Genomic DNA, 25,805 nt, shown 5'->3' with positions numbered 1-25,805 from the left:
CCAGACAAACAGATCTATGCGCACCCTCTTCTCCCGCCGTGGCTTCTCCACCCTCGCCATCGCCGCCGCCCTGCTGGGCAGCGCCGGCCTGGCCCAGGCCCAGGTCAATCTGCTCAATGTCTCCTACGACCCGACGCGCGAGCTCTACCAGGAATTCAATACCGCCTTCGCCAAGAGCTGGAAGGCCAAGACCGGCGAGACCGTCACGATCAAGCAATCGCATGGCGGCTCGGGCAAGCAGGCCCGCTCGGTGATCGACGGCCTGCAGGCCGATATCGTCACGCTGGCCCTGGCCTACGACGTCGACGCCCTGCAGACCCAGGCCAAGCTGCTGCCGGCGGACTGGCAAAAGCGCCTGCCGCAGAACGCCAGCCCCTACACCTCCACCATCGTCTTCCTGGTGCGCAAGGGCAACCCCAAGAACATCCGCAACTGGCCCGACCTGGCCCGCCCCGGTGTGGACGTGGTCACGCCCAATCCCAAGACCTCGGGCGGCGCGCGCTGGAACTATCTGGCCGCCTGGGGCTTCGCCCTCAAGCAGCCCGGCGGCAACACCGACTCGGCCAAGGCCTTCGTCAAGACCGTTTACGCCAATGCCAAGGTGCTGGACTCCGGCGCCCGCGGCTCCACCACCAGCTTTGTCGAGCGCGGCATCGGCGATGTACTGATCACCTGGGAGAACGAGGCCTATCTGGCCGTCAAGGAGCTGGGCGCCAGCAAGTTCGAGATCGTCACCCCCAGCCTCTCTATCCTGGCCGAGCCGCCGGTGGCCATGGTGGACAAGAATGTGGACAAGCGCGGCACCCGCAAGCAGGCCGAGGCCTATCTGAACCATCTCTACAGCCCCGAGGGCCAGGAGATTGCCGCCAAGCATTTCTACCGCCCGCGCGACGCCAAGGTGGCGGCCAAGTACAGCAAGCAGTTCGCGCCGCTCAAGCTCTTCACCATCGACGAGTTGTTCGGCGGCTGGCGCACGGCGCAAAAGCAGCACTTCGACGACGGCGGCCTGTTCGACCAGATATACACGCCGGGCGGGCGTTGACGATTTCGGGCCGAGCGCCGGGCCGCCCCAAGCCGGCCCGCGTTGGCGATGTGCTTGGCGGTCGATCCGCCAAGCCTCAATACACGTCGCGCCGCAGCCGTCCGCTGCCCAGCAGCTGCTCCACCCCTTCGTCGCCGAGCAGCTCGCGCAGGGCCCGGTCCACGCCCTCGGCCATGCCTTGCAGGCTGCCGCAGATGAGCACGGCCGCGCCGCCGGCCACCCAGTCGCGCAGGCGCTGGCCCTGGGCCAGCAGCTGTTGCTGAACATAACGCGGCACCTGCTCGGCCACCGGGTCGCGCGAGTAGACCAGGTCCAGATGGTGGAGCAGGCCGCTGTCCTGCCAGGCGGCCAGCTCGTCGAAGCAGGGCCGATCCACCTCCGACTGGCGCTCGCCATAGATCAGCCAGGCCTTGCGCCCGGCGCAGGCGCCCTGGCGGTCGCGGCTGCGCAGATGGGCGCGCAGGCCGGCCAGGCCGCTGCCGCTGCCGATCAGGATCAGCGGGCGTTCGGCGTCCTCCTCACTCAGGCGGAAGCTGGGGTGCTCGCGGCAGCGCATGCGCAGGCCCTCGCCCGGCCTCAAGCGCTCGCACAACCAGCCCGAGCACAGGCCGGGGCTGCCGTCGGCGCGCAGCTGGCGGCGCACCAGCAGCTCCAGGCCGCCGCAGCTGGGCAGGCTGGCAATCGAGTAGTCGCGCAAGGCCGAGGGCTCGCCCGGAGCCTGCACCTGCACCAGATCGCCGGCCTGCCAGTCCGGCAAGGCCCGGCCCTGGGGCGGCACAAAGCGCAGGCGGTACAAGGGCGCACCCAGGCTGCCGGGGTTGAGCAGTTCACGCTCCTGCAAAACCCAGTCCTGCCAGAGCGGCTGCTCGAAGGCCGGCGCGGCATCGGCCCCCAAGTCGCCCAGGCGCTCGCGCCAGGCCGCCAGCGCGGCGGGCGCGCCGCGGTCCATCTCGATGCGCTCGAACAGCGCGTTCGCTCCGCAGCCCTGCAACCAGCCATCGAGCCGGCGGCCAAAAGCGCAGAAATCGGCATAACTGCGATCACCCAGGGCCAGCAGGCCGTAGCTGAGGCCGGCCAGATCGGGCTGGGTTTGCATGGGGCCGCGCACAAAGGCGCTGGCCAGATCGGGCGCCGCGCCCTCGCCCGCCGTGCTGACCAGGAACAAGGCCTGGCGGGCCTGGCGCAAACACTCGATGCTCAGCTCGCCCAGGCTGAGCAATTGCACGGGCAGGCCGGCGGCCTGCAGCGCGGCCGCGCTTTGCTGGGCCAGGTCCAGGGCCAGGCCGGTCTGGCTGGCATGCAGCAACAGGGTCTGGCCGGGCGCTGCGGGTTTAGCGCCATGCAGGCGGCGGTGACGGCGCCACATGGTCCAGCAAAGGCCACCGTAGGCGCCGACCAAGGCGGCCGAGGTCAGCAGGGTTTGAGGGGTGATGGCCATGGTTTCAGTCCAACAAGGCCAGCAGGGCCGGACTCAGCTGCGCGGCCTGCCCGCGCGGCACAAAGCGCACGGCCAGGCCTTGCTGACGGGCCAAGGCCATGCCGGCGTCGAGGCCCAGCACCATCAGGGCGGTGGCCCAGGCATCGGCCCACATACAGCTCTCGTGCAGCACGCTGACGGCCGCCAGGCCATGGGCGATGGGCTGGCGGCTGCGCGGGTCCAGGGTGTGGGAGAGCGGCTGGCCGTCCAGCCAGTAGCAGTTGCGGTAGTCGCCCGATGTGGCCACGGCCAGGCCGTGCAGGGCCAGCAAGGCTTCGCAAGCAAGCGCCGGGCTGGGCACAGCCCGGCCCTGGGGGCAGTCAGGATTGCCACTCAGATCGGGCGGCTGCTCCAGCGCCACCCACCAGGGCTGGCCGTCCGGGCGCAGGCCCTCGCCGCGCAGCTCGCCGCCGATTTCCACCAGGAAGTGCGGCAGGCCGCAGGCGCGCAGATAGGCGGCCACCAGGTCGACGGCAAAGCCCTTGGCCACGCCGCAGAAGTCCAGGGCCAGGCCGCCGGGCTGCCAGGCAAGGCGGCGGGCGGCGTCCAGCTGGATGCGCTGGTAGCCCAGGTTCAGCCGGGCCAGGGCTTGCGCCGCGGGGCGCTGGTCCAGCCTGGCCGCCGGGCCAAAACCCCAGGCCTGCACCAGGGGCGCGGCCGTGGGGTCGAAGGCGCCGCCGCTGGCCTCGGCCACGGCCAGGGCGCAGCTCAGCACCGAGAAGCAGGCCTGCGGCAGCGGCACCCAGCTCTGCGCCGGTGCCTGGGCATAACGCTGGACATCGGCGGCCGCTTCCCAGGGGCTCATCTGCCCCACGACCTGCTGCAGCTGGGCCTCGATGCCGCGCAGGATCACGGCCGCCCGCAGCTCGGCCGGTGCGACGAACTTGACGCACCAGCTGGTGCCCATGCTCTGGCCGGCCAGCTCGTGCACGCGCTCGCCCGGCTGGGGCGGCGCGAGCGCCTGCAGCTGGGCGGGGACGAAGACCTGCCGGTCCAGCACTTCGCCCATGCTTACTTGGGCAGCACTTCGAAGGTGGCGCTGTAGCGGTAGCGCTTGAGTGGCTGCTCCAGCGAGCCGCCGCCGGCCGCGCCCACGCTGTGATTGAAGCCCAGCCAGTAGCGGCCGGCCTCCGCCCAGCGTAGGGTCAGCTCGCCCTGGGCATCGCTCTTGAGCGTTTGCTCGCCCATTTTGTAGCGGTACTTGTTGCCGTCGCGGATCAGCGTCACGCTGGCCTCGGGCAGGGGCTTGCCGTCCAGCAGCAGGCGCACACGGGTTTCATCGCCGTCGCTGAGCTCGGTGACCGGGCCCAGGGCTTGCAACTCCAGGCCCTGGCCTTGGACGCTGAAATTGGGCTGGCCGGCGCGGTCCTTGCTGACGAAGGTATCCAGGCGGGTCAGCATCTGCGTGACCTTCAGCTCGGCCGCATCGGCCGGCACGTTCTTGGCCAGCTCGGCCAGGCTGCCGCGCCAGCGCTTGCTCTCGCTGCCCTGCTTGTAACTGGCCATCACCGAGTCTTGCGTGGCACTGAAGCGGTAGCTGCCGGGCGCCACCAGCTTGACCTCGAAGCTATTGCGGTGGCGGGCGGCGATGCGCGGCTCGGCGCTCAAGGGCTTGCCGTCGGGGCCCTGGATGCTCAGGGCGTCCACGGCCAGGGCGTTGCCGAACTCGAACAGGTCTTCGGAAACCGCGGCGTCCACCGACACCCAGACTTCCTTGCCGGTCACATGGCCCAGATTGGGCAGCAGCCAGCTGCGATGGGCTTGGGCGCTGGGCGCCAGGCTCAGCAAGGCCAGGGACAGCAGGGAGATTTTCAAGGCTTTCATCTCAATACTCCAGTTCAAGGTTTGACGGCCAGATTCAAACGGCCCAGCTCATGCTCGCCTTGCGCGCCGGCCTGGGCGGCCTGGCTGATGGGCCATTGCAGGGGCAGGCGCTGGACCTCGCGGCCACCGCCTTCGCGCGCCGCTTCCACCACCAGCTCGTACTTGCCCGGGGCCAGGCCGGCCAGTGCCTTGTGGTCGCCCAACTTCAGCTTGTGCTCGCCGGGGGCGCGGGTGGCGCCGCTGACGCCGTCGATGGGCAGCGTCAGGTCGCGGCCGCTCTTGCGCCACCACTGGCGCATATCGGCCAGCCATTTGGCGCCGCCCTGGTTGGGCTTTTTCAGGTCGTACCAGACGGCCAGGCTGGTGGCCGGAGCGCCGGCGCGCTCCAGCCAGACGGCCACATAGGGCTTGTGATATTCGGCCACGTCCAGGCGGGGCAGCTCCAGGCTGAGCTGGACTTCGGCGGCACAGGCGGGCAGAGCCAGGCCGAGGCCGGCCAGGGTGATGGCGTAATGAGTCACTTTCACGGCAATCAATTCCTCACAAACAAATCAGTGCACAAACAAAAGAAGCAGCAGCAAAGGCAGCAGCAGGCCCAGGGCCACCATGGGCCAGGTGCTGGGGCGCTTGAGGGCATGCAGCTTCAGGATCCACAAACCGGTCAGCGCAAACAGCAGGCAGGCGCCGGCAAAGAGGTCCAGGAACCAGCTCCACACGCGGCCGGCATGGCGGCCCTTGTGCAGGTCGTTGAAATACGCCACCCAGCCACGGTCGCTCAGCTCGGCCTCGGCGGCGCCGCTGGCCAGGTCGATGCGCAGCCAGGCGTCGCCACCGGGCCGGGGCATGGCCAGATAGGCTTCGTCGCCGGACCACTCCACCACGCGGCCGGCCAGTTCCAGGGCCCAGAGGTCTTCCAGCCAAGCCGCCACCTCGGCGGGCAGGCTGGGTGGGCCTGCGGGGCCGGCGGCCTGCAGCTGGGCGCGCAGGCGCTCGGGCAGCTGGGCATCGAGGCGCTGGACCTTGGCCTTGGACTCGAACAGGCCGGCGTTATTGAGCGTGATGCCGGTGAGGCTGAACAAGACCAGGGCCACCAGGCAGATGGCCGAGCTGATCCAATGCCATTGCAGCAGGGTCTTGAGCCAGGCCGAGCGCTTGAGCGCGGCCTCGGCCGGGCTCAGAGCTCCGCCCATTGGCGCAGGAGGTTGTGGTAGTGGCCGGCCAGGGCCACGGTGTCGGGCGTCTCGCCCAGGCTGGCGCGCAGGCGCTGGATGGTCTGGTCCAGCTCGAACAACATGGCGCGGCGGCCGTCGTCGCGCACCATGCTCTGGCTCCAGAAGAAGGCGCAGACGCGCACACCCGCCGTCACCGGCATGACCTGGTGCAGGCTGGAAGAGGGGTAGAGCACGAGGTCGCCGGCGGGCAGCTTGACCTCGTGCTCGCCATAGGTGTCCTTGACCACCAGCTCGCCGCCCTCGTAGTCCTCGGGCTCGCACAGAAAGAGCGTGCTGGAGACGTCGCTGCGCAGCGGCTGCTCGCTGCCGCGCTGGCTCATCACCGCGCCGTCCACATGCAGGCCGTAATGCTCGCCACCGGCATAGCAGTTGAACAAGGGCGGCAGGATGCGCAGCGGCAGGGCGGCGGAGAAGAACAGGGGGTTGGCACGCAGCTTTTGCTGGATCAGCGCGCCCAGCTCCGCGGACAGCGGCGAGTCGGGCCGCAGCTGGCGGTTGCGCTTGACCTGGGCGCCTTGCGAGCCCACGGTGGCACGGCCATCGCCCCATTCGCCCTCGTCTTGCAGGCGCTGGCGGAAGGTCTGGACCTCATCGGGGCTGAGGATGCCCGGTACATGGAGCAACATGATGATGGAAGGCCCCGGTCTTGCGAGCGGGGCCGGGGCTTCTCTAGGTCAGTGGGTATTGAAAATTAGAACTTCAGGTTCAAAGACAGGCTCAGATTGCGACCCTGGCCCACGGTGTAGCGGCCGCCCTTGCCGTTGGAGCTGGCGATGTAGAACTGGTCCGCCAGATTGTTGGCATTGAACTGCAGGCCGACGTTCTTGTTGATCTCGTACGAGGCCATCGCGTCCATCACCCAGTAGCTGGGCAGCTCGGGCATGCCGCCGGTGTAGGCCACGGCGCCGTTATTGACCTGGGTGGTCTGGCTGGCGATGTAGCGGGCACCGAAGCCCAGACCCAAGCCCTTGAGCGGACCTTCGCTCAGCTTGTAATTGATCCAGGAGCTGAAGCTCAGGCGGGGCGAGAAGACCAGGCTGGCACCGGTCTGGCTGTCCACGCCACCAGGGGCCACGAAGGCGGCCTGGGTGAACTCGCTGTCCATCCACAGCAGGCCGGCATTGAGCTGCAGATCGTTGCTGATGGCACCGGCGGCGGCCAGCTCCAGACCCTTGACGGTCTTCTTGCCGTACTGGGTCACCTCACCGGTGCTGGGGTCCTGGCGCGCCAGCTCGTTCTTGTTGACCGAGTTGAAGACGGCGGCGCTGACCAGCATCTGGTTGTCGAACAACTGCCACTTGGTGCCCAGTTCCATCGTCTGGGCTTGCTGCGGGTCCAGGCTGCTGCTGTTGATATTGAGTGCGCCATTGCTGCCGGGGGCGCCAGCGTTGAGGACGAAGTTGTCGCTGCCCGGCGGCTTTTGCGAGGTGGCGTAGGAGATGTAGACGCTGCCGGCCTCGGTGGGCTTGTAGAGCAGGCCCAGCTTGCCGCTGAGCAGGCTGTCGGACTTGCTCAGCAGGGTGGCCACCGCCTGCGTGGCGGGCGGCACGGCCGTCACCGGGATGCTGGTGGCTTCGGTGCGGTAGCGCTCGTAGCGCAGGCCGGCGCTGAGCTGCAGGCTCTTGTTGATGTCGATGGTGTCGAAGGCATAGACCGCCGCCGTCGTGGTGTTGCCGCTGGTGCTGGCACCGGTGGCGGTGATGGCGGCGAACTTGTCGCCCGTGCTTGGCGCATACAGATTGGCGCGCTGCTGATCGGCGGCGGTATGCGTGAAGGCACGGTTGTCCTGCTCCTCATGCGCCAGCTCCAGGCCGGTGCTGAGGCTGTGGCGCAGGCCGAACAGGCCGAAGGCGGCGCTCAGATTGGTCTGGTTGACGAGGATCTGGTTGCGCTGGTCCTTGCCGAAGCGGTTGCGGCGCACGGTCCAGGTCTCGGGCTTGCTGGCGTCGCCAACGATGGCCGAGGTGCCGGTGCCGATCACCACATTGCTGTTCTCCAGTTGCTGGCGGTTCAGGCCGAAGCGGCTGGTGTTGCGCACAGTGATGCCGGGCGCGAAATCATGCTCCAGGAAGACGCTGAACATATCGGCCTGCACGCGGTCGTAGTCCGTCTTGCTGCCGTAGAAACGGCTGGTGTCCACGGGCCGGATATTGCTCACCAGCACCGGGTTTTTGGCGGGATTGGCGCTGGCATCGGCCACCGTGGCGTAGACGGGATAGCTGTTCCAGCCCATGCGGCCGATGGCGGGCAAGCCGCCGTCGGGCAGGCTGTCCTGCTCGACGTGCTGGTAGCTCAGGGTGGCGCGGGTGGCCGTGCCCAGGCCCAGGGTCAGCGTGGGGGCGATACCCCAGCGCCTGTTGTTCACCACGTCGCGGCCCACCACGTCGCCGCGGTCGGTGAAGGCGTTGAAACGCAGGGCGGCGCCGGGCAGGCCGATGTCCAGCTTCTGGTTCAGGTCAACGCTGGCGCGCACGCGGCTGGCGCTGGCCACCAGCAGGCTGGCGTCGGAGAAATTGCGCAGCTGGGCCTTCTTGCTGGCCAGGTTCACATAGCCATTGGGGTTGCCGCGGCCGTTGTCGGCGCCGGACGGGCCCTTCACCACTTCCACCGCCTCGGTGTTGAAGGTGTCGCGGGTGATGCCACCCAGATCGCGCACACCGTCCACAAAGATGCTGGTGCTGGCATCGAAGCCGCGCATATAAATCGTGTCGCCGGTGGAGGTATTGCCGTTCTCACCCAGGGTGAAGGTCACGCCGGGGGTGTTGCGCATGGCCTCGCTGAGCGTGGTGGTGGCCTGCTGCTGGATCAACTCCTTGTTGATCACGGTGATGGTCTGGGGCGTGTCCACCAAGGGCTTGACGAACTTGGGGCTGGACAGGGTCTCGGCCTTGAAGGCGTTGTCCTGCACGGCGCTGGCCTTGGCCTTCACCACGGGCAAGGCCTCGGCGGCCTTGGGCGCGGCCTCTTGCTGGGCCAGGGCGGCCATGGGCAGGCTCAGCGCCAGCAGGCTGCCCAGAGCCGTGGCGGCGCTGGCGGTGGAACGAGTTTGGGCTGCCGCATGCTTGCGGCTCTTGATAAAGGACACGGTTTTCTCCAGGGGATTTGTTCAAGCCATATGAGCGAAACAAAGCTCACGCCTGGGGACGACCTTGGCAGCTTATGGAGCGCGAATGATAATGGTTCTCATTATTGAATATCCGCAAAGCCTGGAATTTGATGTTTTTTTCCAACGCCTTGGCCACTCACCCGACCCTGGGGCCTGTTAGCGCTACGGCAATGGGCCCTAGATCAAATCCGGCCCTCGTAGATCGAGGGCGAGAACTCGGCCCCGCCGACCGGCCCCTGGCCGCGCGCCCAATCCGACAAATCGTCGGCGGGCATGGGCTTGGCGAATAAATAACCCTGCAACTCATTGCAGCTGAGGCCGACCAGGATGTCGCGCTGGGCCTCGGTTTCCACGCCCTCGGCCACCACATTGAGACCCAGGGCATGGGCCAGCTTGATGACGCCGTCCACCACCGCCCGGGCATCCAGGCTCAGTTCCAGGTCCTGGATGAAGCTGCGGTCGATCTTGAGCTGGCGGGCCGGCAGCTGGCGCAGATAGCTCAGGCTGGAATAGCCGGTGCCGAAGTCGTCGATGGACAAAAAGACGCCCAGGCGACCGAGGCCTTCGAACGCCCGCTGCGTGGTCTTGATGTCCTCCATCGCCACCGACTCGGTGATCTCGCACAGCAGGCGATCCGGCGCGATGCCATGGCTTTGCAAGGCCCGGCCTATGCGCTGCACCAGATCAGGCTGGCGCAGCTGGTGCACCGAGAGATTGATGGACAGGCGCATGTGCAGGCCTTGCGACTCCCAGGCCTGCAACTGGCGGCAGGACTCGTCGATCACCCAATTGCCCAGCTCATTGATCAGGCCGAAACGCTCGGCGATGGGAATGAACACATCCGGCGCCACCATGCCGCGCTCCGGGTGGCGCCAGCGCAGCAAGGCCTCGGCGCCGCGGATCTGGCCGCGCGCGGCATCGAACTTGGGCTGGTAGTAAAGCGCCAGTTGCTCGCTCGCATCGCCCGCGATGGCCTGGCGCAAGGCCAGTTGCAGGCTCAGCTGCTCCTGGGCATTGGCGTCCATATGCGACTCGAACACCGCATAGGTATTGCCACCCGCGCGCTTGGCCGAGTACATGGCGGCATCGGCCTGCACCATCAGCTTATGGGCCTCGCCATGGTCGGGAAAGACCGCAATGCCCACCGAGCCCGAGATCTGCAGCGGCTGGCCCTGCACCACGATAGGTTCGGCCAGGGCCGCCAGCAAGCGCAGGGCCAGGGCCGCGCAATCGGCCATGCTGGGCACGTCCTCCATCAGCAGCACGAACTCGTCGCCGCCGATGCGCGCCACCGTGTCGCGCTCGCGCGCCGTGGCCGCCAGGCGCTGCGCCACCTGGCGCAAGACCTCGTCGCCGGCCGCATGACCAAAGGAATCGTTGACCGGCTTGAAGCCGTCCAGATCGATGCACAGCACGGCCACCCGGTCCATGCGATTGGGCGGGCCGGCGCGCTGCTCCTCACGCCCGCTGCGGTTCAAGGCATGTTGCAACCTGTCTTCAAACAGCAGGCGGTTGGGCAGATCGGTCAGCGGGTCCAGAAAAGCGCGCCGGCGCAGCTCGGCATTGGCCGATTGCAACTGCTTGTTGGCGTCCTGCAAGGAGGTGCTCAGGCGCACCGCCTTGCTCTGCGCGCGCGCATCCAGGGTCGAGGTGAACAGGGTCAGGCCCAGCATCAGCAGGGTTGCGGCCATCACCAGGCCGCCGAGTTCATCGCCCCGCAATTCATCGGCGCTGAGGCAGACCGTGCCCTCGGGGAACTGGGCGGCCGCCATGCCCGAGTAGTGCATGCCGCTGATGGCCAGACCCATCACGACGGCGGCCAGGCCTTGGTAGAGCCCGCTGCGCCGGCTGCTGACCTGGCGCAGCCAGAAAAAGATCAGCAAGGCCACGGCCGAAGCACCGACGGCGATCAGGGCCGAGATCCCGACCCAGTGCCAGTTCCAGACAATGCCGGGGGACAGGTCCAGGGCCGCCATGCCGATGTAATGCATGGCACAGATGCCCAGGCCCATGCTCAAAGCCCCGGCGGCCAGGCGGCCCAGGCTGAGCCGGCCACGGCTGGCCAGGCCCAGGGCGACGGCCGAGACCAGCACGGCGGCCAACCAGGACAGCAGGGTCTGCAAGCCCCGGTAGCCCAGCTCGATCGGCAGGGTGTAGGCAAACATGCCAACGAAATGCATGGACCAGATGCCTGTGCCCATGGCCACCGAACCGCCCAGCCACCAGGTACGGGCGGCGGTGGCGTCGACCGAGCGCACACGCTTGGCCAGATCCAGGGTCACATAAGAAGCCAGGCTGGCAATCAATAAGGAGGCGGTCACCAGCTCGGGTGAATAACGTGCCGTCAAAAAAGCCATGGAAGTCGCGAAGGGAGTTCACGTCGCCGGGCCGACGCAGGGTGGACAAGCGCCGCCTGCTTTGCACTCTGCGATGCCGATGGCAGGACGGCTACGGCCCCGCATTGTGACCAGGGCGAGGCAGCCCTGCAGGCCCAGGGTCAATCGCCCTCAGCCGGCCTCGGCAAGCCCCGGGCTATCGAACCTGGAGGCGGTCAGGGCGTCGCTCTCGGCCGCCGGCATGGCCGAGGGAGGCTGCCATTCATTCCAGTCGGGACCAAACAATTCGGCCGGATGCTGGGTGCGATCCGAGCCATTGCCACAGGCCATGGCATTCGAGGCGCAATACCTGTCGCAGCCCCAGCAATTGCGCTCGGGGCGTGCGGGGTTGAGGGGGAAACGTTTGACTGCGAGCATCTCGGCACACCGAATTTCGCCAGCCCTGGGCGAGGATTGGCCCCGAGCGCGCACCGCCAGTGTGACGGCGGATGAAGCCGCGGCCTTTGACGCCGGACAAAGCCCTTGCACCGCGGAGCCGATCAGCCGCGGCGCTTCCACCACAGGTAAATCCCGCTGCCGCCCAGCCCGGCCAGCGCCAGCCCGAGCAGGCCGTTCAGCACGGTCGTCCCAAGGCCGCCCAATTCGCCGGTGTGCAGCGGGTAGATCACGCTATAGGCACGGGCGCCGGGATCGAGCTCGCTCCAGCGATGCGCGGCCAGCACCCTGCCGCTGTGCGGGTGGAGCCATACCGAGCTCAGACCGTTCGGATGAGGGTCGTCGGCCAGGCGCAGGCGCACGCGGATCGGCTTGCCCGGGTGGGCCGGCAGTTGCACATAGCCGACCGGCGCGCCCGCGAAGCCTGCGCGCGCGAGCTTGACCATGGCGTCCAGCTCCAGCGGCGGGCCCTGCACATCCGCCGCCAGGCCAGGCAGCCGCGGCGGCGCCGTGCTTGGCTGGCCCGACAGCGTGGTGACGGCCTGCGACAAGGGGCGCCAGGCCATATAGGCGCCGCTCAGCACCGGCACGCCGATCAGCAGGCCAAGCAGGGCGCCGCCGCCGCGGTGCAGATCGAACAGCGCACGCAGCGCGCCGCGATCCAGCGTCAGCACCAGGGCCCGGCGCCAGCGCTTGGGCCACCAAAGCACCAGGCCGCCGATCAGCAGCACGAGGTAGGCGAGTGCCAGCAGCGCCAGCAGCGGCTTGCCCGTCTCGTTCAGCAGCAAGGCGCTGTGGATCTCGAACAGCAGGTTGAACGCGCCCTCATGTTCACCGCGCCGCCCGAGTTCGCTTGCATCGCGGGGGTCGAGATAAATGGTGCCATCCCAGGGGCCGCGCACCGCGACGCGCAGGCTTTCGTCGGCCAGGCGCGGCAGCCTGAAGGTCAGCGCGGCACCCGGACCGAACTCGGCACCGAGCCGCTGCCGCACCCGCTCAAGCAGATCGCTGGCGGCCGGGCCCGGCGCAACGCTGAAGAGCTCGGCGTGGCGCCAGTGATCGATCGGTTTCAGCACCAGCAACACCGCACCGAGCAAGGCCACCACGGCCAGCGGCAGGCCCAGCGTGAGCGCCAGCCAGCGGTGCAGCCGCAACCATCCGCGGCGAAGTCTGCTGCCCATGGCGATCCTCAGAAACTGCGGCGCCAGCTCAAGGTCAGCGTACGGCCGCGGCCGGCGAACAGATCGTCATTGCTGCCGGCCGGGTTGGACTGCGCGTAATAGCCGATGTACTGACGGTTCAACAGATTCTCGACGCCAAGGCCGAACTCGCCCCAGCGTGTGCCATAGCTCGCGCTGAAGTCGGCCAGGGTATAGCCCTCGAAATGCTCCTCGAGCTTGGCCGTGCCGACCGTGCGGCCCACATTGATGTCGCGCGACTGCAGCCTTGTGGCCTGCAGCCTGGCCTGACCGGTGGCGGCGAACTGCCAGGTGGCGGCCAGCACCAGCTTGTCGGGCCCTTGCGAACGCGCGCCGAGCGTAACGTCGAGCGGTGCACCGGCCTGCGCGGCCGTCGTGCCGCGCGTGCGCGCATAGCTGGCCGACAGCGTCCAGTCGCGCGCCGGCTTCAGCTCGCCGCTGAACTCGAAGCCCTCGACATCGACCGGCACGCGCAGCACCGAGCCGACGCCGGTCGCCGCATCGACGCGGATCTGCGAGCCCAGATCGGAATGCGAGCGATAGACCGAGGCCGAGAAACTGCCGAGCGTGCCGCGCCAGGCCAGGCCAATCTCGCGGTTGTCGGTGATGACGGGCTCCAGCGAGATCAGCTTGTCGACCGACTGATTGGGCGTGCTGACCGCGCGCAGCACCAGGCCGACGTCCGGCAGGCCGAAGCCCTCGTTATAGGACACAAAGCTCGACCAGCCGCCGCCCAAGCGCCAGACCATGCCCAGGCTCTTGACCCATTGGTCGAAGCTGCGCTGGCCGCCCTGCACGGCCGTGTTCTTGTAGAAGGCCAGGGTCTGGTAGTTGTCGACGGCCAGCGTGGCGCTCTCAAAGCGGGCGCCGCCGCGCACCGTGAAGGCGCCCATTTCATACTCGAGCTGCGCGAACGGCGCCGTGCTGCGGAACTTCAAGGGCGGCACCCAGCTGCGATCGCTCAGCGCGAGGCGCTGCTGCGAGGTGTCGCTGAGCCAGTCCAGGCCGGTCGTCAGCTCCAGCCCCTCGGTGAACAGATCGGGCCGCACCCAGCTCAGCTTGACACCGGCCTTGTCGGCCACGACCTCGGACTGGTCGAACAGCTTGCCCTGCGGCGCCAGCCGAACGTCCTGGAAGGTCGTCGCGGCGGTCGCCCCATACAGCGCGCTGAAGTCCTGCTTGTAAACCTGGGCACGCGCCTGGCCGCCGGCGAGATCGGCATGGGTCCAGTCGAGCGAGAGCGTGCGCACCTCGTTGCGCGGTGGCTGGCCCGGCGGCGTACCCGGTGCAGCCCCGGTCGGCAGGCCGGTCTTGCGGTCGCCCGCGACCGGCATCCAGTCCCCCTCGCCCTCGATGCGGAACTTGTTCAGCGAGAACTGCAGGCGCTGCGCGCCGAAATCGCGGCCGAGCTTGAGGAAAACATCACCGGCACGCGAATCCTGCGTATCGCCCTGGATCGCCTCCAGGCCCAGCCGCTGGCCGCTGCCATCAACGCCAACGCCGCGCACAGTACCGCCCAGATGCAGCAAGGCATCGAAATCGCCCTTGTGCTCCAGCGTGTAGCCGGCCTTCCACAGCGCGTCGCCGCCATGGCCTTGGCTGCCGTATTTGAGTTCGACACGATGGTGCGTGCCCACCTCACGCGGCGTGCGCGAGATGAAGTTGATGATGCCGCCGGTGGCACCCAGGCCTTGCACGGCCGAGGCGCCGCTGATCACCTCGATGCGCTCGATCAGCGAGGGATCGGCGAAATAGCCTTCACGCGCGCCATTGCGCAAGGGGTTGCTTTGCGGCACGCCGTCAAACAGCAGCAGGGCCGTGCGGCCCCGCATCGATTCGCCGAAGCTCGTCAGCTTCTGGCGCGAGGGCGCGTAGGAAGGTGCGAGCACGGCCAGAACCTGGCTCAGGTCTTCGGCGACCAGGGTCTGGGCCTGGAGCTCCTGCTTGGTGATGACCGTGACGGCACCCGGGATCTTCTCGACGGCCTTATTGCCCCGCGTCGCGGTGACGACGACACGCTGGAGTGCGGCCGGATCCTCGGCCGGCGGAGCATTCTGGGCGGTGGCGGTGATCGATGTCAGCAGGGCAAGCGATGCGATCGAGACGGGATGGGACTTGAAGCGCGGACCAGGAGCAGTGTGCGACATTTTTCTCAAAATCATAAATGCGAATAATTCGCATTATATGACTCTGAGATCATGGAAACGGCTCACAAAACTCAGCGCAGCGGTCCTGGCCAGGCATGTTTTATTGACCGCGATCAACCTCAGCCACATTGCCCCACATAGCCACAAGCGGTGCAGAAGTCGCAGCCGTCCTTGTGGATCATGGTGGTGTTGCCACATTCCGGGCAGGGCTTGCCGGCCATGGCTTGCACCGAGGCGCCGGGCGTGGCCTTGGCCGCCGTCGGGGCTTGCAGCAAGCCCATCTCGACCAGGGGCAGGCCTTGCTCGTCCAGCACGCCCAGCATGGCGTAGCGGTGGATGATGAGGCGGGCCACATAGGCCACGGTGGAGGGCCAGATCTGCTGGCGACGCTCGCCCGTGAGCGTGGGCACGGGCGCCATGAAATGGCCCAGGGGCTCGCCCACATTGAGCAGCTTGCGCAGCTTCATGCCTATCCAGGCCGGGTCCATCACCCGCATGTCCAGGCTCAGCAAACGGGCCATGCCGTCCAGGGCCTTGGGGTAGTTGCCCGAGAAGCCCATGGCGCAAGGCCGGGTCACGACGCCGCCCTCGGGCGTGGGCAGGCTGACCTCTTTCAGCGTCAGCGTGAATTGCTCGTTCGTCGCCGGGTTGTCCACGTCGACCGCCCAGGCCAGCGTGCCCATGGTGCCGGTGCGCGGCTCCTCGCGGCTGAACATGGCGTCCAGCACGGGCGTGGGGCCGCCGTCTGCCAAGGCGCCCAGCTGTTCGCAGCGCCAGCGGATGACGGCAGCGGTGGCCGCCACCACGCCGGGGAACAGGCGCAGCTCGCCGCCCGGGGGCATGGGCATTTCGAAGGCGCGTTCCTCGGCCACGGTGGCCAGGGCGTCGAGCTTGAGGCGCAGCCAGGCGGCGTCATTGCTGCGCAGGTCCATGGACAGAGTCTTGGCCACGGCGGCCAAGCCGCGCGGCTGCTCGGCGCCATTGACCCAGACCTCGAAGGGCAGGTTCTTGCCGAACAGGCCGGCGTCCGGGCCCACGGCCGGCAACTCGCCCACGAAGAGGGCGAAGTCGCCGTGGGGGTGGCGGATCATATAGCTCCAGGCCGGGTTGCCGCCGGGCAGCTCGGGCCGGCTGGGCCAGCGCAGCGAGGCCAGCACCGCATTGGGCAGGCGGGTCACCAGCATGCGCTGGTTGCTGCCATCGCCGGGCACGGGCTTCAGCGGCTCGGGCGCCTGCACGGCGGGGGCCGCCACGCTGAGCACCGAGCCCAGCACGCTATTGGGCCGGTAGGTGGCCAGGCCCTTGAGCCCGGCCTTCCAGGCCTGGTTGTAGAGGTCCTGGAAGTCGGCGTAGGGGTAGTCGGCCGGCACATTGACGGTCTTGGAGATCGCGGTGTCCACAAAGGGCGCCACCGCAGCCACCATCAGGGCGTGGTCGGAGGCGCTCAGCTCCAGGGCGGTGACGAAGGCCGGGCTCAGCGGCGCGTCCGTGCCGAAGAGATGGCGGTAGAGGCGCCAGGCATGGTCCTCGACGGCATATTCCTTGTAGCTGCCGTCGGGCATGCGCTTCTTGCGGGTATAGCTCCAGCTGAAGGCGGGTTCGATGCCGTTGGAGGCGTTGTCGGCAAAGGCCAGGCTGATGGTGCCGGTGGGCGCGATGGACAGCAGGTGCGAGTTGCGCAGGCCTTGCGCGCGGATCTTGTCCTTCAGCCCCTGCGGCAGGCGCGAGGCGAAATTGCCGCCCGAGAGGTAGAGATCGGCATTGAAGAGCGGGAAGGCGCCGCGCTCCAGGGCCAAATCGGCCGAGGCCTCGTAAGCGGCATTGCGCATCAACTCGCTGATGTGGCGGGCGGCCTCGCGGGCGGCTTCGCTGTCGTAGCGCAAGCCCAGCATCACCAGGGTGTCGCCCAGGCCGGTGAAACCGAGGCCGACGCGACGCTTGTTGCGTGCCTCCTGCTGCTGCGCCGGCAGCGGCCAGGGCGTCACGTCCAGCACATTGTCCAGCATGCGGGTGGCGACCCGGCAGACCTCGGCAAAGCCTTGCTCGTCGAAGCTGGCTTCATCGCTGAAGGGTGCATGCACAAAATTCGTCAGGTTGACGGAGCCCAGGCAGCAGCAGCCGTAGGCGGGCAGGGGTTGTTCAGCGCAAGGATTGGTCGCCGCAATCGACTCGCAGTAATGCAGATTGTTGTCGGCATTGATGCGGTCGAGGAAGAGCACGCCGGGCTCGGCATGATCGTAGGTGGAGCGCATCACCTGGTCCCAGAGCGCGCGGGCCTTGAGCTTGCGGTAGACCCACTGGCCGTCGGCGCGCTGGTAGGCACCGGCCTCGCGCTGCTTGGGGCCGGGCTCGGCCTTGTGGAAGAGCTCGATCTCGCCGTCCGCCTCGACGGCCTGCATGAATACATCGGTCACGCCCACCGAGATATTGAAGTTCTTCAGATCGCCCTTGTCCTTGGCGTGGATGAATTCCTCCACATCGGGGTGGTCGCAGCGCAGCACGCCCATTTGCGCGCCGCGCCGGCTGCCGGCGCTTTCCACCGTTTCGCAGCTGCGATCGAACACCCGCATATAGCTGACCGGGCCCGAGGCATTGCTTTGCGTGGAGCCCACCCAGGCGCCGCGCGGGCGGATGCGGGAGAAGTCATAGCCCACGCCACCGCCGCGCCGCATGGTCTCGGCCGCCTCGGTCAGGGCGGTGTAGATGCCGGGGTGGCCGTCTTCGACCGAGGCAATCGAGTCGCCCACCGGCTGCACAAAGCAGTTGATCAAGGTGGCGCTGAGTTCGGTGCCCGCCGCCGAATTGATGCGCCCGGCCGGCACAAAGCCACGCCGCTGGGCGTCCAGGAACTTGCGCTCCCACTCCCCCCGCGCCTCGGGCGCCTCGGCCTGGGCCAGGGCCCGCGCCACCCGCTGGCGCAACTCATCCAGGGTTTGCTCATCCCCCTTGGCGTACTTCTCCAACAGCACCTCAGCACTGATGTCCTGCGGCGGCAGAGCCGCGAGCGAGGCGATAGGAGAGCGCGGCGACAGACCGCCGGCCAGGTCCGAATCTAGGGTGTCAAAGCTGGTCTGGGTGGGGGTGGGAGGCGTCATGCGGGTCTTTCGGAAGGCGGGGGACTGAAGCGGTTGAGGATCTGATGGGAGCGCCATGATGGACCCATCTTAGCCATCCGAAATTGACGCGGGTCAGGGCTTGCGCGCTTGCAATTTTCGGCCGTCGGCCTGCCAAAGCCAGCACCGTAAGCACCCACTCACCGGGAGAAAGACCAGGCCCGGGCCGCAGCCTGGGATAACGATAGATGGGCCGGGTCGCAATTTGAAGCAAAGTCCGGGCATGAGTGAAAAAACCATAATCCTTGATGGGTTTGAGGTCTTGATCGACGACTCCGCCTGCGGCGAGCGGGCCGAAACCCTGGTGATGATTCACGGCTGGCCCGACACCTACCGCATCTGGGACGCGCAAGTCGAGTTCTTCCGCCCCCACTTCCGCTGCGTGCGCTTCACCCTGCCCGGCTTTGACATCCGCCAGCCCCGCCAGGGCCATAGCCTGGAGCAGCTGACCGAGCAGATCCGCCGCCTGATCGAGCAGGTCTCGCCCCAGGCCCCGGTGACGCTGATGCTGCACGACTGGGGCTGTGTGTTCGGCTTGCAAACCCTGCTGCGCCACCCGCAGCTGGTGCGCCGGGTCGTCGCCATCGATGTGGGCGATGCCAGCTCGCCCGCGTTCCTGCAAAGCCTGAGCGGCAAGGCCAAGCTGATGATTGCCGGCTACCAGCTGAGCCTGGTCGCCGCCTGGCGCCTGGGCGGCGGCCTGGGCGACCGCATCACCCGCGCCATGGCCCGCGCCCTCAAATGCCCGGCCGAACCGCAACACATAGGCGCGGCCATGAACTATCCCTACGATATGCAATGGACCGGCAGCTTCGGCGGCTTCAAGGGCAAGATGCGGCCGCTCCATTTGCCCTGCCCGCTCTTTTTTGCCTACGGCCGCAAAAAACCCTTTATGTTCCACAGCCAGGCCTGGCTGGAGGGCTTGCAAGCCCAGGCCCAGCACCGGGTGCAGGGTTTTGACTGCGGCCACTGGGTGATGCGCGAGCAGGCGCAGGCCTTCAACGCAGCGGCCCTGGGCTGGCTGCAGGCCTGAGCCGGCTCGGCAGCGCGTCGCAAGCCGTACACAGCCATCGGAGGGATGCTTCAGTCCAAGCGCTAACTCTGCCTACACTCAGACTCCTCGCCTCCCCCGACGCCGTTCATGAACTCGCAAGCCGATCTGCCCAATCTGGCCATGGCCCTGGAATATGCTGACCTGGGCGCCGCCCTGTATCTGGCCGGCGGCAGCGATCATGCCGCCCGCCTCTTGGCCGCGGCCGCCGAAGAAGTGCTGGGCGACCTGGCCAAGCTGCTGGGCCCGCATGCGCATTCCGATGAGGTGCAAACCTTGCTGGCCCGCGTGGCCCTGCGCTACCAGGCGCCGCCGCTGGACACCCGCATGGCCTCAGGCGTGCGCCCCTCCCAGCTGGGCCTGCTGGACGAGGACTACAAGGACTACGCCGAGCAGCGCCGCTCGCAGGTGCGCAGCGCCACCGCCAGCTATCTGCGCGCCGCCTGGTACACGCTGGAGGCCATGGGCCTGGAAGCGGTGATCCCGCAGCGCCTGCAAAAAGCCGTGGACCACAGCACGATTTACCTCTGATTTAAGCGGCTATTCGAGTCGCTGATCGCGCAGGCCTCTGCTAGCATCAAACCCAAGCTTCAGGAGCGTGCCATCAATACCGAACGCCGCCATTTCACCCGCGTCCCCTTCGACGTCGAGGCCGAGCTGATCACCACCCAGGAGCAGATCAAGGCGCATGTGCTTGACCTCTCCCTGAAAGGCGCTTTGCTGCGCCTGCCGGCTCCGCACGGTGCCAGCGTGGGCACCCCCTGCTTGCTCAAGATCATCCTGGCCGATAAAGAGACCTGCATCTCCCTGGCCGGCGAGCTGGCCCATATCGAGGGCGAGAACGCCGGGCTTTTGTGCCGCAGCATCGACATCGAAAGCATCACCCATCTACGCCGCCTGATCGAGATGAATCTGGGCGACGCCAGCCTGGTCGAGCGCGAACTCGCTACGCTGATCGGCGCCTGAAGTACACCTGCCCCTCGCCCAGTCTTGCCCCGCTGAACGCGGGCGAAGCCTGGTCGGTCCCCCAAGGGGACGTGACCATATGCGGCATTGAGCCGCATATGGCCTCAGGCGGGCCGGCTTGGGACGGCCCGGCGCTCGGCCCGATTCCCTGCTTGCGTGCGCTGTGGATAGCGCGTTAGCGCCCCGAACAACTGAATTGGCTCAGCTCAAGATGAATTCCCGCAAGGTCGCATAAGCGGCCTTGGGGTCATCGCGCCAAGCGCCATGGCCCACGCCGGGGAAGCTCTTGAACTGCGCCCACTCGGGCGGCAAGGCTGCGAAGATTTCGCGCGCATCCTCGGGCGGGCAGACCGGATCCTCCTCCCCCGCCAGCACCAGCACCGGGCATTGCGCGCGCGCCAGGCCGGGCAGCAGTTGCAGCCGCTGCTTTTCACCCGCCACAAAGTGCAAAAGGATCTCTTCCCGCACCCGGGTGCGCGCGGCCGCATTCGGATCGGCCGGCTCGGTGCTGTTGTAGAGCTTGCGGCAGCCCGCCCAGTAGGCCGCCCAAGTGGCCGGATTGGGCGTGCTCCAGAAGGCCTCGGCCAGTTCGCGCGCTTTTGCGCCACCCCGGCGTTCAAAAGCGGCCAGCTTGCGCTCCATGCCCATGTGATGCGAGGTGCTGGACAGAATCACCTTGGCCGCATGACCGGGATGGCGGGCAATGTAGCGCTGGGCCACAAAACCGCCGAAGGACTGGCCCAGCACGATGGGCTTGACCAGGCCCAAGGCATCGCTGAGCCTCACCACATCGTCGGCCCAGGTGTCCAGCGTCCATTCGCTGGATGGCCGCTCATCGCTGCGCCCATGGCCGCGATGGTCGTAGTAGACGATTTGCGCGATATCGGCCAGGCAGGAGAAGCCCGGCTTGAAGGCCGCATGGTCAAAGCCCGGCCCACCGTGCATGCAGATCAGCGTGGGCTTCTCGCGCATCAGGGCGCCATCGGGCACCAGGCCCGGGCCCTCCACATCGACGAATAAACGCACGCCGCCACCAATATCGATACGCATCAGCCACTCCAGCCTTCTTGATTGAGGATCAGGCCCGCAGTATGCCCACGCTGTCGCCTAGATGACCCGCGGGCCGCGGCCGGCCCCACACAATCCGCGGCAGGACAGCCAGCGCCGGAGACAAGCCCGATGAGCCAGCAAAGCCATTACCGCATCTGCCCTCTGTGCGAAGCCTGCTGCGGGCTGGAAATCCGCAGCGAGGGCCAGCGGGTACTCAGCATACGCGGCGCCGAGAACGATGTTTTCAGCACGGGTTTCATCTGCCCCAAGGGCATCAGCCTGAAGGATTTGCACGAGGACCCCGACCGCCTGCGCCAGCCCCTGATCAAGCGCGCAGGCAAGTTTGTGCCCGCCAGCTGGGATGAAGCCTTTGAGGAAGTCGAACGCCGCCTGCTGCCCATCTTGCGCGAGCAGGGGCCGGACGCCGTGGCCGCCTGCATCGGCAACCCCGCGGCCCACAAGATCGGCCTGCTGGCCTATTTCCCCAAGCTGGCGCGCGCCCTGGGCACACGCAATATCTTTTCCGCCTCCACCCTGGACCAGATGCCCAAGCAGCTCAGCTCGGGCCTGATGTATGGCCATTGGCTGAGCATCGCCGTGCCCGATCTGCCGCGCAGTGATCTGCTCATCATCCTGGGCGCCAATCCGCTGGTCAGCAACGGCAGCTTATGGACCGTGCCCGACTACCGCGGCAAGGCCCGCGCGATGCGGGAGCGCGGCGGCCGCATCATCGTCATCGACCCGCGCAAGACCGAAACCGCCCATGCGGCCGACGAGCATCTGCCAATACGCCCGGGCGGCGATGTCTTCCTGCTGCTGGGCATGGTGCACACCTTGTTCGATGAAGGCCTGGTCCGGCTCAAACATCTGGCAGGGCATGTGAAGGGATTGGAAACTCTGCGCGAGGCCGTGCTGGCCTACCCGCCCGAACGCATGGCCTCCGGCTGCGCCATCCCCGCCGAGACGCAGCGCCGCCTGGCCAGAGAGTTAGCGGCCACCGAACGCGCCAGCCTCTACGCCCGCATCGGCAGCTGCACCCAGCGCTTTGGTACGCTCAATAGCTGGCTGGTCGATGTGATCAATATCCTGACGGGCCATCTGGACGCCATCGGCGGCGCCATGTTCCCCAAGGCGGCGGCCTTTGCAGCCAATACCCAGGGGCGGCCGGGCGTGGGCAAGGGCATCAGCACCGGCCGGCGCCGCAGCCGGGTCAGCCAGGCGCCCGAGGTGTTTGGCGAGCTGCCCATCTCCTGCCTGGCAGAAGAGATAGAAACCCCCGGCCCCGGCCAGGTCCGCGCCCTGATCGCCATCGCCAGCAATCCGGTGCTGTCCGCACCCAATGGGCCGCGCATCGCCCGCGCCCTGGATTCGCTGGACTTCATGCTCAGCCTGGACATCTATCTCAACGAGACCAGCCGCCACGCCGATGTGATCCTGCCCGGCCTCTCGCCGCTGGAGGAGCTGCATTACGACCTCGCCTTCCCCCAGCTGTCCTGGCGCAATCAGGCCCGCTACTCCGGCCCGGTGTTCGACAAGCCCGCCGGCCAGCCGGAGGAATGGCAGACCTTGCTGCGCCTGGCCGCCCTGCTCGAAGGCAGGGACTGGCGCGGGGATGTGAACGCCTTGGACGACGAGGCCATCGCCAGCGACCTGCAAGTCCGCATGGCCGAGCAGGCAGGCGCCGTGCTGGCCGCCCTGGCCCCGCTGCGCGGGCCCGAGCGCCTGCTCGATCTGGCCTTGCGCAGCGGCCCTTACGGCGACCAGTTCGGCCGCCGGCCCGAGGGCTTGAATCTGGCCAAGGTGAAGGCCGCGGCAGCGGGCATCGATCTGGGCGAGTTGCAGCCACGCATCCCCGAGCTGCTGCGCACGCCCTCGGGCCAGATCGAGCTGGCCCCGCAACAGCTGCTGGATGATTTGCCGGCCGTCGATGCGGCACTCGCCCTGCCCCTGCCCGCGATGAGCCTGATCGGCCGGCGCGATATGCGCTCGGGCAATAGCTGGATGCACAACCTGCCGGTCTTGGCCAAAGGGCCGGTGCGCTGCACCCTGCTCGTCCACCCCGATGACGCCGCAGGCCTGGGCCTGCGTGAGGGCGGGCGGGCCTGCGTCAGCACGGCGCAGGGCGAGCTGAGCGTCGAGGTCGGCCTGAGTGCCGATCTGATGCGCGGCGTCCTCAGCCTGCCGCATGGCTGGGGCCATGATCTGCCGGGTGTGCAGCTGGCTCTGGCCAGGCAGCGGCCGGGCGCCAACCTGAATGCCTTGCTGGACGACAGGGCCCGCGACCCGCTCTCGGGCAATTCGGTGCTGTCGGGCGTGGCCGTTAGCGTTCGGCCCTTGTAAAACTCGACGCGCTCAGCTCTTGACCCAAGACAAGGAATGAATTAGGCGGCATCACCCGCCTGTGTTAGACTTGGCCGCATAGATACGCACAAGACCGTTTCTTCAAGGTCTTCGATCTGCAGCCCCTCGGCGCATCCATTGCCGCACCAGGGCTCGCTTCAGTTTCAACTCCCCGTTTGACTGTTCTTGAGTGTTTCTGTCCTCGCTGGTCTTTGGCCGCGAGGTGGTTTTTTTATTCGTTCAAAAAGGAACAATCATGACGACATTGCAAACCGGCACCGTGAAATGGTTCGACGACGGCAAGGGCTTCGGCTTCATCACGCCTGAAGACGGCTCCAAGGACCTGTTCGCCCACCACAGCGAAATCCGCAACAACGGCGGCTTCCGCACCCTGGCCGAAAACCAAAAGGTTGAATTCGAAGTCAAGCAAGGCCCCAAGGGTCTGCAAGCTTCGAACATCCGCGCACTGTAATTTGCGCCGGGCAGCGCGGTCGCAAGAGCGCTCTGCCCAAACCCGAAGCCTCAGCTGACGCGTGAGCGTTGGCCGGCCTTCGGCGAGAAGCACCCTCCGGGGTGCTTTGTTTGACTTCCTTGCCCTGCCCAGACCCCCAAGAACAAAGGCAAGCTAGGAAGTATTGAAAGCACTGGCCCCCCAAGCCATGTCCCGTCCGTTCGAGGCCTCGAAGACTCACGGACCGCTGCAGCCGCCATGCTGCCAATCCCTTCGCCAATTCGCATCGGAACCCTCGGTTCGGGTGCACACCTCTCTCTACAAATGCATAAGAAAACAAGCATTGAGGTGGGCAAATATCTTGTCTCACCCATCATCAAAACCCAAGACGACGGCAGCTTTGCGGCCGCGGTTTCCATACGCTCAGGCATCGGCCAGGCCAGTCACGACCGCGTGATGCGCTTCACCCGCCGCTTCCCGACCCAGCGTGCCGCCCTGCGCTATGCCACGGACCAAGGCCTGGCCTGGATCAACGCGCTGCACTGATCGATCGCCCGGCCATCACCCAAGAAGAAGGGCGCCAGAGGCGCCCTTTTCACATTCCATCAAATACTCTGCCTCAGCTCTTGCCGTCCGCAGCCTTGAGCTCCACACCGCCACCCAAGGCCTTGTAGAGATTAACGCCGTTGAGCAGGGCCGCCAGGCGGACCTGCACCAAGGCCTGCTCGGCCGCAAAGCTGGCGCGTTGGGCATCCAGCAACTCCAGGCTGCTGGACGCGCCGTTGTTGTAGCGCAGATCGACCAGGCGCAGGCGCTCGTTCTCGGCCCGGGTCTGGGCGGCTTGCGCCTGCAACTGCTCGGTGAAGGTGGCGCGGCCGGCCAGACCATCGGCCACCTCGCGGAAGGCCTGCTGCACCGCCTTCTCGTACTGGGCCAGGGCAATGCCTTGCGCCGCCTTGGCCGCGTCCAGATTGGCCCGATTGCGACCCGCGTCAAAGATGGGCAGCAGCGCCTGGCCCGACAGCGTCCAGACCGAGTTCTTGAACAAGTCCGACAAAGCCGAGCTGGCCGTGCCGAAATTGCTGGTCAGCAAGATGCTGGGGAAGAAGGCCGCGCGCGCCGCGCCGATATTGGCATTGGCCGCCATCAGCTGGGCTTCGGCCTGCAGGACGTCGGGGCGGTTCACCAGCACTTCGGAAGGCAGGCCGGCCGGCACATCGGCCAGGCTTTGCGCCGCCAGATTCCGGCCGGCCGGCAAAGCCGCAGGCAGGGGCTGGCCCAGCAGCAAGGCCAGCGCGTTTTCATCCTGGGCCTGTGCGCGCCTGGCCTGGGCCAGGGCGGCCAAGCCGGCGGCATGGGCAGATTCGGCCGCCGCCAGATCCAGGGCGGACGCCGCACCTGCCTCGTATTTCAGGCGGATCAGGCGCAGGCTCTCGGCGCGCGTGGCCAGCGTGCCCTCGCCGAGCTTGACCATCTCGCCATCGGCCACCCAGGCCAGATAGGCCGAGGCCAGGCCCGAGACCAGCGAGATCTGCGCCGCGCGCCCGCCCTCGGCCGTGGCCAGGTAGCGGGCCATGGCCGCATCGCTCTGGTTCTTCACGCGGCCGAACAGATCGATCTCGTAAGACGTGATCTGCAAGCCGGCCTGGTAGTTGTTCACCGACTTGCCCGTGCTATCGGGCTGGCGGCTGGCGGCCAGGCCGACACCGACCGTGGGCAGACGGGCAGCATCGGCCACCCGCGCCAGGGCACGCGCCTGCTCCACATTGAGCAGAGCCACGCGCAGGTCGCGGTTGTTCTCCAGCGCCAGCTTGATCAGCTCGCGCAGGCGGGCATCCTGGCCGTAGAAACTCTGCCAGGGCAGCTCGGCTGCCGCCTGGCCTTGGGCGCCGGCAGCCACGGCAGGGCTGACCGGCCAAGCCTGCGCCACCGGCGCGGCGGGCCGCTCGTTCTTGGGCGCCAGGGCGCCACAGGCACTCAGCAGCAATAGTGAGGCCGCAGCGGCCAGGGCTTGCAAAGGGAATCGCTGTTTCATA

Annotated in this window: 22 protein-coding genes; 7 read left to right on the top strand and 15 right to left on the bottom strand. The window is 67.4% G+C overall.

What is annotated here, in order from left to right; genetic code table 11:
• Nucleotides 1-16 precede the first annotated feature (16 nt).
• Nucleotides 17-1,042 carry a sulfate ABC transporter substrate-binding protein gene (locus tag HNP55_RS15850; RefSeq protein ID WP_184301352.1) on the top strand — a complete coding sequence of 342 codons (1,026 nt, stop codon included), beginning with the start codon at nt 17-19 and terminating at the stop codon, nt 1,040-1,042.
• A 76-nt stretch (nt 1,043-1,118) separates the two neighbouring features.
• Here the strand turns inward: HNP55_RS15850 and HNP55_RS15845 are convergent, their stop codons facing one another.
• The 12 genes from HNP55_RS15845 to HNP55_RS15790 all read right to left on the bottom strand — a co-directional run bounded on the left by HNP55_RS15845 (nt 1,119) and on the right by HNP55_RS15790 (nt 17,893).
• A complete protein-coding gene (locus HNP55_RS15845) occupies nt 1,119-2,480 on the bottom strand; it encodes a sulfite reductase subunit alpha (protein WP_184301349.1) in 1,362 nt (453 codons plus the stop codon).
• Nucleotides 2,481-2,484: 4 nt separating this feature from the next.
• Nucleotides 2,485-3,528, bottom strand: coding sequence for an FAD:protein FMN transferase (locus HNP55_RS15840; protein ID WP_184301347.1), 1,044 nt, complete (start codon nt 3,526-3,528; stop codon nt 2,485-2,487).
• Between the two features lie 2 nt (nt 3,529-3,530).
• Complete coding sequence (locus HNP55_RS15835) at nt 3,531-4,343, bottom strand: DUF4198 domain-containing protein (RefSeq protein ID WP_184301345.1); 813 nt, start codon at nt 4,341-4,343, stop codon at nt 3,531-3,533.
• 14 nt (nt 4,344-4,357) lie between these two features.
• Nucleotides 4,358-4,870 (bottom strand): DUF2271 domain-containing protein, encoded by a 513-nt coding sequence (locus tag HNP55_RS15830; RefSeq protein WP_184301343.1) that lies wholly within the window; start codon nt 4,868-4,870, stop codon nt 4,358-4,360.
• Between the two features lie 24 nt (nt 4,871-4,894).
• On the bottom strand, nt 4,895-5,533 hold the full coding sequence (locus HNP55_RS15825; RefSeq protein ID WP_184301340.1) for a PepSY-associated TM helix domain-containing protein: 639 nt from the start codon (nt 5,531-5,533) through the stop codon (nt 4,895-4,897).
• Entirely contained in the window at nt 5,518-6,201 is a 684-nt protein-coding gene (locus tag HNP55_RS15820) for a Fe2+-dependent dioxygenase (protein ID WP_184301338.1), read from the bottom strand. The genes HNP55_RS15825 and HNP55_RS15820 overlap by 16 nt, the downstream gene beginning before the upstream one ends.
• Before the next feature lie 65 nt (nt 6,202-6,266).
• The gene (locus tag HNP55_RS15815; RefSeq protein WP_184301336.1) at nt 6,267-8,660 is read right to left on the bottom strand and encodes a catecholate siderophore receptor Fiu; all 2,394 of its coding nucleotides are present in this window, start codon (nt 8,658-8,660) and stop codon (nt 6,267-6,269) included.
• Between the two features lie 203 nt (nt 8,661-8,863).
• Nucleotides 8,864-11,038 (bottom strand): putative bifunctional diguanylate cyclase/phosphodiesterase, encoded by a 2,175-nt coding sequence (locus tag HNP55_RS15810; protein ID WP_184301334.1) that lies wholly within the window; start codon nt 11,036-11,038, stop codon nt 8,864-8,866.
• A gap of 150 nt (nt 11,039-11,188) precedes the next feature.
• Nucleotides 11,189-11,434, bottom strand: a complete 246-nt coding sequence (locus HNP55_RS15805; RefSeq protein ID WP_184301332.1) for a DUF3079 domain-containing protein — start codon at nt 11,432-11,434, stop codon at nt 11,189-11,191.
• 122 nt (nt 11,435-11,556) lie between these two features.
• Nucleotides 11,557-12,633 carry a PepSY-associated TM helix domain-containing protein gene (locus HNP55_RS15800; RefSeq protein WP_184301329.1) on the bottom strand — a complete coding sequence of 359 codons (1,077 nt, stop codon included), beginning with the start codon at nt 12,631-12,633 and terminating at the stop codon, nt 11,557-11,559.
• 8 nt (nt 12,634-12,641) lie between these two features.
• A complete protein-coding gene (locus HNP55_RS15795) occupies nt 12,642-14,798 on the bottom strand; it encodes a TonB-dependent receptor (protein ID WP_184301327.1) in 2,157 nt (718 codons plus the stop codon).
• Between the two features lie 119 nt (nt 14,799-14,917).
• Entirely contained in the window at nt 14,918-17,893 is a 2,976-nt protein-coding gene (locus HNP55_RS15790; protein ID WP_184301325.1) for an adenosylcobalamin-dependent ribonucleoside-diphosphate reductase, read from the bottom strand.
• 241 nt (nt 17,894-18,134) lie between these two features.
• Between HNP55_RS15790 and HNP55_RS15785 the strand changes: the two genes are divergently transcribed.
• Both HNP55_RS15785 and HNP55_RS15780 read left to right on the top strand, forming a co-directional pair.
• On the top strand, nt 18,135-18,944 hold the full coding sequence (locus HNP55_RS15785) for an alpha/beta fold hydrolase (protein WP_184301323.1): 810 nt from the start codon (nt 18,135-18,137) through the stop codon (nt 18,942-18,944).
• 108 nt (nt 18,945-19,052) lie between these two features.
• Nucleotides 19,053-19,493, top strand: coding sequence for a hypothetical protein (locus HNP55_RS15780; protein WP_184301321.1), 441 nt, complete (start codon nt 19,053-19,055; stop codon nt 19,491-19,493).
• Nucleotides 19,494-19,502: 9 nt separating this feature from the next.
• On the opposite strand, the gene HNP55_RS24365 is transcribed toward HNP55_RS15780, so the two are convergent.
• Nucleotides 19,503-19,652 carry a hypothetical protein gene (locus HNP55_RS24365; protein ID WP_246448448.1) on the bottom strand — a complete coding sequence of 50 codons (150 nt, stop codon included), beginning with the start codon at nt 19,650-19,652 and terminating at the stop codon, nt 19,503-19,505.
• Between HNP55_RS24365 and HNP55_RS24695 the strand changes: the two genes are divergently transcribed.
• Nucleotides 19,620-19,928, top strand: a complete 309-nt coding sequence (locus HNP55_RS24695) for a PilZ domain-containing protein (RefSeq protein WP_281385263.1) — start codon at nt 19,620-19,622, stop codon at nt 19,926-19,928. The two genes, HNP55_RS24365 and HNP55_RS24695, sit on opposite strands and share 33 nt — an antisense overlap.
• Nucleotides 19,929-20,129: 201 nt before the next feature.
• On the opposite strand, the gene HNP55_RS15770 is transcribed toward HNP55_RS24695, so the two are convergent.
• Complete coding sequence (locus HNP55_RS15770; RefSeq protein WP_184301319.1) at nt 20,130-20,978, bottom strand: alpha/beta fold hydrolase; 849 nt, start codon at nt 20,976-20,978, stop codon at nt 20,130-20,132.
• Between the two features lie 129 nt (nt 20,979-21,107).
• Here HNP55_RS15770 and HNP55_RS15765 point away from each other — a divergent pair, with 129 nt between their 5' ends.
• The 3 genes from HNP55_RS15765 to HNP55_RS15755 all read left to right on the top strand — a co-directional run bounded on the left by HNP55_RS15765 (nt 21,108) and on the right by HNP55_RS15755 (nt 24,315).
• Nucleotides 21,108-23,318 carry a molybdopterin-dependent oxidoreductase gene (locus HNP55_RS15765; RefSeq protein WP_184301317.1) on the top strand — a complete coding sequence of 737 codons (2,211 nt, stop codon included), beginning with the start codon at nt 21,108-21,110 and terminating at the stop codon, nt 23,316-23,318.
• Nucleotides 23,319-23,583: 265 nt separating this feature from the next.
• On the top strand, nt 23,584-23,790 hold the full coding sequence (locus tag HNP55_RS15760) for a cold-shock protein (RefSeq protein ID WP_058720877.1): 207 nt from the start codon (nt 23,584-23,586) through the stop codon (nt 23,788-23,790).
• Between the two features lie 303 nt (nt 23,791-24,093).
• A complete protein-coding gene (locus HNP55_RS15755; RefSeq protein ID WP_184301315.1) occupies nt 24,094-24,315 on the top strand; it encodes a hypothetical protein in 222 nt (73 codons plus the stop codon).
• Nucleotides 24,316-24,388: 73 nt separating this feature from the next.
• Here HNP55_RS15755 and HNP55_RS15750 read toward each other — a convergent pair whose 3' ends face one another.
• Nucleotides 24,389-25,804 carry an efflux transporter outer membrane subunit gene (locus HNP55_RS15750; RefSeq protein WP_184301313.1) on the bottom strand — a complete coding sequence of 472 codons (1,416 nt, stop codon included), beginning with the start codon at nt 25,802-25,804 and terminating at the stop codon, nt 24,389-24,391.
• Nucleotide 25,805 lies beyond the last annotated feature (1 nt).

Source organism: Roseateles oligotrophus, assembly GCF_014204525.1.
GTDB classification, from domain to species: Bacteria; Pseudomonadota; Gammaproteobacteria; order Burkholderiales; family Burkholderiaceae_C; genus Paucibacter_A; species Paucibacter_A oligotrophus_A.
This window is presented reverse-complemented; position numbering and strand designations above follow the sequence as displayed.